The organism is Candidatus Fukatsuia anoeciicola (genome assembly GCF_964059965.1).
GTDB classification, from domain to species: domain Bacteria; phylum Pseudomonadota; class Gammaproteobacteria; order Enterobacterales; family Enterobacteriaceae; genus Fukatsuia; species Fukatsuia anoeciicola.
Genome location: NZ_OZ060923.1, coordinates 1096380 through 1107340 on the forward strand (window position 1 = coordinate 1096380; position 10961 = coordinate 1107340).

A 10961-nucleotide genomic window follows, 5' to 3' on the forward strand; every position below is an offset into this window, starting at 1 on the left:
AATATGCTTAAAGATTTTAGTTTCCACTGGAAAAAATTGGATTGGGATGATATTTCCTTACGTATCAATAATAAAACAGCACACGATGTTAAAAACGCTTTAAATACTAGTAAACTAGGACTAGAAGATTTAATGGCACTTATATCACCAGCAGCATCAACTTATCTAGAACCGCTTGCGCAAAAAGCACAACTATTAACTCGGCAATATTTTGGAAATACGGTACATTTTTTTGTACCACTCTATCTTTCTAATTTATGCGCTAATGAATGTAGCTATTGTGGTTTTGCCATGAGCAATAAAATTAAACGTAAAATACTTAATAAAGAAGAAATTATTCATGAATGTAATGCTATTAAAAAACAAGGATTTAATCATTTATTATTAGTTACTGGAGAACATAAAACTAAAGTAGGCATGGAATATTTTCGTTATTATCTACCTATAATTCATCAATATTTTAGCTCTTTAATGATGGAAGTTCAACCATTAGCAGAGCAAGAGTATGTAGAGTTAAAAAAACTAGGATTAGATGGTATTATGATATATCAGGAAACTTATCATCATGATAACTACCGACGGCATCACTTACGAGGGAAGAAGCAAGATTTTTATTGGCGATTAACAACACCAGATCGTTTAGGACGTGCTAAAATTGATAAAATTGGCTTAGGGGTATTATTTGGTTTATCACATAGCTGGCGTGTTGATAGTTATATGCTAGCAGAACATTTATTTTTTTTGCAAAAAAAATATTGGCAAAGCCGCTATTCAATCTCGTTTCCACGTTTACGCCCTTGCGTTGGTGGAATTAAACCTGCATCAATAATAAATGAACAGCAATTAGTACAGATAATTTGTGCTTTTCGCTTATTTGCTCCTAATGTAGAACTTTCACTCTCAACACGAGAATCACCTTTTTTTCGTGATAATATGATTCCATTAGCTATCAATAACATTAGTGCCGGTTCTAAAACTCAACCAGGAGGTTATGCCAATAATTATCTTGAATTAGAACAGTTTTCACCACATGATAATCGTTCTCCACAACAAGTTGCACAAGCATTAATCAAAAACGGACTACAACCAATTTGGAAGGATTGGGATCATTATCTAGGGCATTCATAAATCCTTGTGTTAGGTATCTTTAGAAACTAGTATTTATGCATAAATATTATAGCAGAAACCTAATAAATTAATTATAAATTAATAAATAATATATCAATATTAGTTAATAGTTATCAAGAAAGAAAATTACATCCATGGTACCTACTATATTGAATACAAATAGGTTTAAACTAAAGTACTTTATAGTAAACTATAATATGACATTAACTTTTGTTTTCTTATAATTTTTTATTTTAATTAAATTATAAAGTTTTGCTATGTATCACATTAGAAATTATTGATCTATGTTAAATGAGTAAGATTTTAATTATAGTCCAATTTATAAGATATTTTATTATAAAGATTAAAATAAAATGAGAAAAAAATGGAAAGCAGTTATCCCAGTAGCAGGTCTTGGTACACGTATGCTACCAGCAACTAAAGCGATCCCAAAAGAAATGTTACCAATTGTTGATAAACCATTAATTCAATATATTGTTAATGAATGTAGCGCTGCTGGCGTAAAAGATATTATTTTTGTTACCCATTCATCAAAAAATGCCATAGAAAACCATTTTGATACTTCTTTTGAATTAGAAACTCTATTAGAGAAACGAGTCAAACGTCAATTACTAAAAGAGATTAAAGAAATCTGTCCACATGACGTTAATATTATGCATGTACGTCAAGGACAAGCACAAGGATTAGGGCATGCAATACTCTGCGCTAAGCCAATAATCGGAGAGGCTTCTTTTATTATTCTACTACCAGATGTCTTGCTTGATAATAAATTAGCAAATCTTAAGCAAGAAAATCTATTTTGTATGATTAAAAAATTTGAACATACAAGTCGTAGTCAAATTATGGTAAAACAAATACCAATAGAGGATGCATATAAATACGGCATTGTTAATATTAATGGTTTAAACTTATTACCAGGAAAGAGTACAGTTATTACTAATATCATTGAAAAACCTGTTTTAAATAAAGCACCATCAAATTTAGCAGTAGTAGGACGTTATGTTCTTGCAGCAAATATATGGCCATTACTAGAAAAAACCACACATGGAATTGAGGGGGAAATTCAGTTAACCGATGCCATTAATATGTTAATAGAGCAACAGTTAGTTGAGGCATTTCATATGACCGGTAAATCATACGATTGCGGTGATAAGCTTGGTTATATGAAAACTTTTGTTAGCTATGGTAGGCGCCATGAAACTGAAGGTGAAGCATTTTCAGCTTGGTTAAAACAATTTTAGAAAGGGGTTTTAGTATGTTAAAACAACAAATTGGTATTGTTGGTATGGCAGTAATGGGGCGTAACCTCGCGCTTAATATTGAGAGTCATGGTTATTCAGTAGCAATTTTTAATCGTTCAAAGGATAAAACAAAAGAGGTCATTAATAAACACCCTGGAAAAAATATATTTCCTTATTATAATATCAAAGAATTCGTTGAGTTATTAGAAATACCACGACGTATTCTATTAATGGTAAAAGCTGGTAAAGCTACTGATAAAACTATTGCTTCTCTGATTCCTTATTTAAAGCGAGGCGATATTCTGATTGATGGTGGTAATAGTCACTATCAGGACACCATTCGTCGTAATTATGAATTATCTATGCAAGGTTTTAATTTTATTGGTATTGGTATTTCTGGCGGTAAAGAAGGGGCATTAAAGGGGCCATCAATCATGCCTGGTGGCCAGAAAGAAGCATACAAATTAGTAGCCCCGATCTTGAAAAAAATTGTGGCTAAAATAGATAATGAGCCATGTATTACCTATATTGGTACCGATGGTGCTGGACATTATGTAAAAATGGTACATAATGGTATTGAATATGGTAACATGCAACTTATTGCTGAAGCTTATTCGTTACTAAAATTAAAATTAAAAAGTGATAATAATCAATTAGCAGGTATTTTTAATGAATGGAATAAAGGTGAATTAAATAGTTATTTAGTTGAAATAACAGCAAATATACTCATAAATAAAAGTGATACAGATCATTATTTAGTTGATTCTATTCTAGATAAAGCAGAAAATAAAGGAACAGGTAAATGGGCTAGTCAAAGTGCATTAGATCTTAATATTCCATTAACATTAATTACTGAAGCAGTTTTTGCTCGTTATCTTTCTTCATTAAAAGAAGAACGCATAATAGCTTCTAAAGTACTTTATGGTCCAAAAAATCAACCTTTTAATGGAGATAACAGAGAATTTACTGAAAAAATTAGGCGTGCATTATATTTAGGTAAAATTATTTCTTATGTACAAGGTTTTCAGCAACTCAAAGCAGCAGCAAAGAAGCATAATTGGATGCTGAACTATAGTGAAATTGCACGTATCTTTCGTGCTGGATGTATTATTCGTGCTCAGTTATTACAAAAAATTACCGCTGCTTATGTTGTAGATAACAATCTTACTAACCTACTAGTAGCACCTTACTTTGTAAAAATTGCAAATAATTATCATCAAGCATTACGTAATGTGGTCGCTTACGCAGTACAAAATGGCATCCCAACTCCTGCTTTTTCTGCCGCAATTACTTATTATGATAGTTATCGTGCTATAATACTACCTGCTAATCTAATTCAAGCACAACGCGACTATTTTGGCGCTCATACTTATAAACGTATTGATAAAGAGGGCTCATTTCACACCGAATGGGTAAATATTAGCTAGATTATCAGGTAGTAATTATAATCAATAGAAAAATTATTTAATGTTTATTATAGAGTTAGTGATTAATTATAAATATTATACAATCTTCTTATTTAGTGCAAATAAGGAAGCAAGCAATGTATTATTTAAATAATAACTACAATATAGCAGCGTCAATAAACTTTAATTAGTAATTAAAGTTAGATTAAAACGTACTAAAAAACTTATTAATTTACTAAATTACGTATCAGTCTATTAAAACAATATATTTATATCTTATGTACAATTAATTATTTTAATATTAGCTTTTTAAATTATCATCTATACTTTTACTTAAATCATGCTTAATAGTGTAATATTTATAGTTACGTAAATTTAATAAATAATGAAAAAATCCACACTATTAAAGTATTAGAGTAACTATTTTTTTAAGATTTTTATAGTTTTTATGTATTAAATATAATTAATTTTATTTATGTATAGTCTTTAATTAAAAATTATGCTATTTTAAATATGATATTATCACTATAAAAATAGTATAAATTAGTTACTTTTATATTTAAATTACTTTTTTATTTTATTTATCTTTATTTAATAAAGATAAGACTTAACTACAATATACATTACAATTATTATAAAAGTTTTAAATAATTTAGGTTTTTTAATAAAGTTTATTTTTTATTTAATGAAATATAATTATTTTTAATAAATATTTAAAAAATAAGCCTTAATTTAAAAATATAAATTATCTAATTATAATACTAATTCTTTATTATTCTAACATATTACTATGACATAGTAAAATAATAAGAAATTAAAGAACAGAAAAATATATTTGTAATAAATATATTAAATTACCATATAGGATGTACTTACTATAAAATAGGAAATAATTAAGTATTAATAATTAATATTAAATCTCTTCTAAAGTAAAATATTTAAATACTATTTATCTATTCTAAATCTATTCTAATACTAAAATAGTAATATAATTACTACAATACACATCTAGATAGAATTTTAAATAGGCTTTACTTAGTAGAAGTTAAGTATTAATAGTACACTTTATATAAGATATGATAAAATTTTAATTTTTACTATTAACTACCTTAGCATACTTATATTACTAAAATATTAGTATTTTTACTAAATAATAAAAAAATTAATAATTTATATTATTATATTATTTTTTATTAGATTTATATAAAAGGTTAATTAGATAAAGTTAAGTATTATTTTACCGAAATTAAGATTAGCAACATAATATTTAACTTATATGCTAGCTTTATAAAATACTATAATCTTACTCTATTCATTAAAATATTTACTAAAATACAAATACTTATACTAGTATATATAATATACATTATTTTTATAATCTTTGCTAAGTTACTAAATAGTTCATATATAAATAACCTATATCTTAAATTATAATAGATCTTTCAGGGATTTCTTATTTATCTAATTTTTCATACTATATTAAAAATAATCATGCTAAATAGCACCTACATAACATTTAAATAAATATTAGCACCCTATTATTCTATTAATAAGTAGTATTTATTTAAATAATTATAAATTATTATACTTATTAATAATATCTACATGATTTCTTTAGCAATAAAATTGCTAACATGATTAATTCTAATCTAAAATACTTTATAGTTACCTAATTTTATTAGAGAGCTTACCTAGGTTTTTAATACATTCACAGACTGATTTAATAGCATAATCAATCTCTTCTTCAGTGGTAAAACGTCCAAGAGAAAAACGGAGTGTATTATAGGCTAATTTATCACTAACACCTAATGCACGTAGTACATGTGAAGGTTCTAAACTAGCAGAAGTGCAAGCTGAACCAGAAGAAACTGCTAAATTTCTTAGATGAAGTATTAGCAATTCCACAGGAATGTGATCAAAACTAACATTTAATATGTGAGGTGCTAACTGTGTGATTTCACCATTACAACGAACGCCTTTTATTCCTTTAATTCCATACCATAGACGATTACGTAGATTTGTTAAATACTTAGATTCATAATTCATTTCTTCTTTAGCAATACGGCACGCTTCACCCATACCAACAATTTGATGCACTGGCAACGTTCCCGAACGCATACCGTACTCATGACCTCCTCCTTGTTGTTGAGCTTTAATATGTACTTTAGGATTACGTCGTACAAATAGTGCCCCGATTCCCATTGGCCCATAAATCTTATGTGCTGAAAAAGACATTAAATTTACTTTTAAATCTATAAGATTAATTGGTAATTTACCAACACTTTGTGTTGCATCAACATGAAAAAGAACATCATGACTATGACATATGTCTCCAATAGCCGCAATATCCTGCCTTACACCAGTTTCATTATTTACATGCATAATAGAAACAAGAATAGTCTCTTGTCGTAGAGTCTTTATTAGTTGCTTTATATTAATAACTCCATTAGGTTGTGTAGATAAATAGCTAACCTTAAAACCTTGAAGCTCTAATTCATGACATGTATCTAACACTGCAGGATGTTCAGTTTGGCAAGTAATAATATGCTTACCTTTTGTTTGGTAAAAATTAGCCACACCTTTAATTGCCAAATTATTTGATTCAGTAGCACCAGAGGTAAAAATTACCTCACGTATATCTGCTCCAATTAATATGGCAATATAATTACGTGCGACATCAATTGCTTCTTCTGCTTGCCAACCAAAACGATGAGATCGAGAGGCAGGATTGCCAAAAATCCCATCTAATGTTAGACATTGCATCATTTTTTCAGCGACTCGAGGATCAACTGGTGTTGTAGATGCATAATCTAGATAAATAGGTAAATTCATTACTATATACCTAATTCTATATATGAAATTATTATAATATAATAGATTTTATAAAATCTATAAACATTTAGCTTCTAAATTTTATAGTGTAGCTTACTTTAAGTTTTCTCTTATTAAATAGAATAATAAAAAATTTTCTAGTATTTAGGAATGTTGATTATCTATGATATTTTATTTTTAGAGTAAGATATAATATTAAGCATAAATATTATAGCAAAATAATATTTATTATATTAGAAATTTGATAATTTTAACTATATATTGCTATATATTAATATAGATATATAAAACTATTTATTAAAAACAAAAGCTAAATAATTTTATTAAAATTTACATATAAAAACTAATAAAACAAGAAATATTCCTTAATATCTATTTATTATACTTCTATTTTAATAAAAAATAATATTAATAAAAAATTATGTTTTAAATTTTTTATATACTTTAAATTTTTATTTGTGCGCCTAACTCGATCACTCGATCCGGTGGTATTTTAAATTGATCAGATACACGCAATGAGTTACGTCTAAGTGCAATAAATAATTTGCCACGAAAAAAAAGATACCACGATCGTTTAGTTAAAATAAGAGATTCATATGACATAAAAAATGAGGTTTCTATCATTTGAAATGGCAACCCCTCTAAACTACAGAGATGAAAAATCTCTTCAACATTAGGTGTTTCCTTAAACCCATAATAAGCCCTAATTTGCCAAAAAGTTAATGAAAGTTGTTTAATTGTTACTCGCTGAATATCATGTATATAAGGAATATTTTCTGTGCATAAAGTTAATAACAACACTCTTTCATGTAACACCTTGTTATGTTTAAGGTTATGTAATAGCGCAAAAGGTATAACATTGATAGCTCGTGACATATAAACGGCTGTACCTGATACTTTAATTGGAGGTGAATTTTCTAATGAAATTATCATCGCTTTTAGCGAATTACCATGTTCATGCATACGATGTAATAAATGAAAATGCTCATTTTTCCAGGTAGTCATAATAATAAACATTAGCAAACCAAGAATTAATGGTAACCAACCACCGGAAAGTAATTTTAATATATTAGCTAAAAATAGCGGAACATCAATAAATAATAAAGCTAGCAATACTATAACAACAAAAAAACAATTCCAGTGATAATTTTTTAATATTACTGTACAAAATAACATGCTAGTTATCATCATTATACCCGTTACTGCAATACCATAAGCACTAGCTAAATTACTAGAATATTTAAAACTAATAACTACTAAAACAACAAAAATATATAAAATCCAGTTGATAACTGGAATATAAATTTGTCCTGATTCCATTTCAGAAGTATTAATAATACACATGGGTGGCAAATAACCTAAACGTACTGCCTGACGAGTTAATGAAAAAACCCCGGAAATAACTGCCTGTGAGGCAATAACTGTTGCTAGAGTTGCTAATATTAATAAAGGTGTCGTTGCCCAATCAGGAGCAAGTAAAAAAAAAGGGCTTTTAATAGCGCTAGGATTTTTTAATAATAAAGCTCCCTGACCGAAATAATTAAGCACCAAAGATGGTAATACTAGAATGAACCAGGCTAATCGAATAGAAAATTTACCAAAATGTCCCATATCAGCATATAAGGCTTCTACACCTGTTACTGCTAATACTAAAGAACCCAAAGCAAAAAAAGAAGCCATTCTATGCTCGTTAAAAAAGGCAATTGCCCATTTAGGATGAAACGCAGCTAACACTTCAGGATTAGTAATAATACTACATAAACCTAATAATCCCAGTATCAAAAACCAAACTAACATCACAGGTGCAAAAAGCTTAGCTACGCTAGCTGTACCATTCTTTTGGATTAAAAAGAGGAAAGTTAAAATTACAATTGAACACGGAATAACATAATCACCCCATGATGGAGAGCTAATTATTAACCCTTCAGTCGCTGACATAACGGAAATAGCAGGAGTAATTACTGCTTCACCATAAAAAAAGCTAGCACCAATTAAACCTATAATAACTAATATTGAAGTAGCACGAGCTGAAGTGTTACGCCTTGCTAATAACATTAATGTTAAAATACCACCCTCGCCAGCATTATCTGCTTGCATAACAAAGGTAAGGTATTTTAGTGAAACAACTAAAATTAATAACCAAAAAATTAGTGATAAAAATCCAAACACTACATTAGGGTGAACATCAAAACCATAATTACCTGAGAAACATTCTCGTAACGTGTAGAGAGGACTTGTGCCAATATCACCATAAGCTACACCTATTGCTGCTAAGGTTACTGCCGATAAAGATTGTTTATGTTCTATACTCATAATTTATTTCTTTTTCCTGAACATCCACAAACTAGTATTTATTATTTAAAATAGATTAAATTTATAATACCTTAAGATTTCTTATGTATCTTACTTAAAATAAAATAAGATTATAAATAGACTAAGCGTTACATCATCGATATCTATTATATTATTTAACATTAATATCATTATTTACTAGAACTTATTAGTACTAATTATAGTTTTTCTAGTATGCGTTAATTAAAATAATTGCTTAGCTTAAGCTAGTAATAAAATAGTAAATAAGAGTAGAGCTACCCTTATAATTAATAAATTTTTATTAATTATAAATTAATTTTAGAAAAAATATTTATTTTTAATTTATAGACTTATTATAAAAATTAAATAGCGACATGAAATCAAAGCATAGAGTATACGATAACCAACATGTAAAAACTAATAAAATAAATTCTAAATAACTCTAATTAAATAGGTAGAGTAATTATAAAAAATATTATAATTAATGTAAAAATATTACACCTGGATAATACTCATAAAAGAAACTCTACAAAAAAATAAAAATTATTTACTTATATTTATCATTAGAATTAAATTAAAAGGAAGATATTTTAATTAAATTACTAAGAAAAAAAATTTAATCACTTATTATTACGCAATTTTATTATATACTTATCACTAAAAAATTAGTAAATATTAATAATATAATAATATTTTACGTTTACAATTTTAATTAGTACTAATAAGATTATAAACTAAAATTTAAATTTTTTTTCATTACTTATTTGAATAATATTAATCAACTACTATTTACAAGGAAATTATTAACAAAAAAATAAACATAACAATAAAAGAAATTAATAAATAAGACAGTAAATAATAACCACATAACTCCCCTATAATGTAATAAAGATTACATAAATTAATTATTAAAATATAAATAATATACTTTTATTTATCGGTATTTATCAATAAAAATCATTATTACATTGTATATACTGCATAGTATATACAATACTTATTGTGTTTAATATAAATATCTAAATCAGAGTATTTAGTAGAAAATGATAATGTGATATTATTTTTTAATTACATTTAAATGTAATTAAAAGACTCATGATATGTATGTTATTATACTAGGATTAATCAAATAATTCAGTAATTAATATATTAAAATATTTTATTTAAATATTGCATACTATTTTAGTAAATAACTAATATTAATATGTTATATTATTTTTTTTAATAATTAATAAAAATAGTTTATTTTATTATTATTAGTACTAATATAGTAAGTACTATACTTTACTCTAAATAATAATTAAATTGCCATTATTCTTAGTATTCATAGGTAAATCTAAATTAATTTACAGCATAAAATAAAAAATTTTTCTTTCTCTTTTTAATTAGGTCTTTTATGTCTCATATTACCTTAATCAGCGGTAGCACACTTGGAAATGCTGAAGATATTGCTAAATACTTATCTAAACAATTAAATATTTTTGGTTTTACTACTAAAATAATGCACGGCCCTAAATTGAATGAACTAGTACTAAATGGTAAATGGCTAGTTATTACATCTACCTATGGATCAGGTGAATTACCAAAAAATCTTCAACCCTTATTAGAGGAAATTAAACAACAGAAACCAAATTTATCACAGATCCATTTCGGCGCAATAGGTCTAGGTGATTCTAGTTATGATTATTTTTGTGGTGCTATTAAGAAAATAAATCAAGAATTATTGAGACTAGGAGCTAAAAGAATCGGCCAAATACTTAAAATTGATGCACTTAAGTATAGCTCACCAAGAAATTATGCAGAAAAATGGTTAGTTAATTGGATTCAACTGCATACAACAAAATAAATATTAAGTTATTATAAATGTATAAACCTGTGTAAAAGTAATGGAAAACCAGTAGTTATTTCTAGGATAACTTACTAACAACAAAGCTCTGTGGATAATATCCTATTTAGATCCCAACTTATACAAAACAAAATCACTAATAATTCACAGCAAATTAGTATTATTAATTATATGATTTTATTTATAGAAAATAAC

General features: G+C 26.7%; 6 protein-coding genes. 4 read left to right on the forward strand and 2 right to left on the reverse strand.

Annotated features, from left to right (window positions below; genetic code table 11):
* Positions 1-3 precede the first annotated feature (3 nt).
* From thiH to gndA, 3 genes are all read left to right on the forward strand, one after another.
* Positions 4-1128: a 2-iminoacetate synthase ThiH gene (thiH, locus tag AB4W73_RS03470; RefSeq protein WP_367680432.1), complete on the forward strand. Its 1125-nt coding sequence runs from the start codon at positions 4-6 to the stop codon at positions 1126-1128.
* 353 nt (positions 1129-1481) lie between these two features.
* Positions 1482-2369, forward strand: a complete 888-nt coding sequence (galU, locus tag AB4W73_RS03475; RefSeq protein WP_367680433.1) for a UTP--glucose-1-phosphate uridylyltransferase GalU — start codon at positions 1482-1484, stop codon at positions 2367-2369.
* 14 nt (positions 2370-2383) lie between these two features.
* On the forward strand, positions 2384-3796 hold the full coding sequence (gene gndA / locus AB4W73_RS03480) for an NADP-dependent phosphogluconate dehydrogenase (RefSeq protein WP_367680434.1): 1413 nt from the start codon (positions 2384-2386) through the stop codon (positions 3794-3796).
* Between the two features lie 1644 nt (positions 3797-5440).
* Here gndA and AB4W73_RS03485 read toward each other — a convergent pair.
* Together AB4W73_RS03485 and kup are read right to left on the reverse strand one after the other, a co-directional pair.
* Positions 5441-6607, reverse strand: coding sequence for an IscS subfamily cysteine desulfurase (locus AB4W73_RS03485; RefSeq protein WP_367680435.1), 1167 nt, complete (start codon positions 6605-6607; stop codon positions 5441-5443).
* A gap of 444 nt (positions 6608-7051) precedes the next feature.
* Positions 7052-8920, reverse strand: a complete 1869-nt coding sequence (kup, locus tag AB4W73_RS03490; RefSeq protein WP_367680436.1) for a low affinity potassium transporter Kup — start codon at positions 8918-8920, stop codon at positions 7052-7054.
* Between the two features lie 1396 nt (positions 8921-10316).
* On the opposite strand from kup, the gene mioC reads away from it, so the two are divergent.
* Entirely contained in the window at positions 10317-10766 is a 450-nt protein-coding gene (gene mioC, locus AB4W73_RS03495; RefSeq protein ID WP_367680437.1) for an FMN-binding protein MioC, read from the forward strand.
* Positions 10767-10961: the final 195 nt, after the last annotated feature.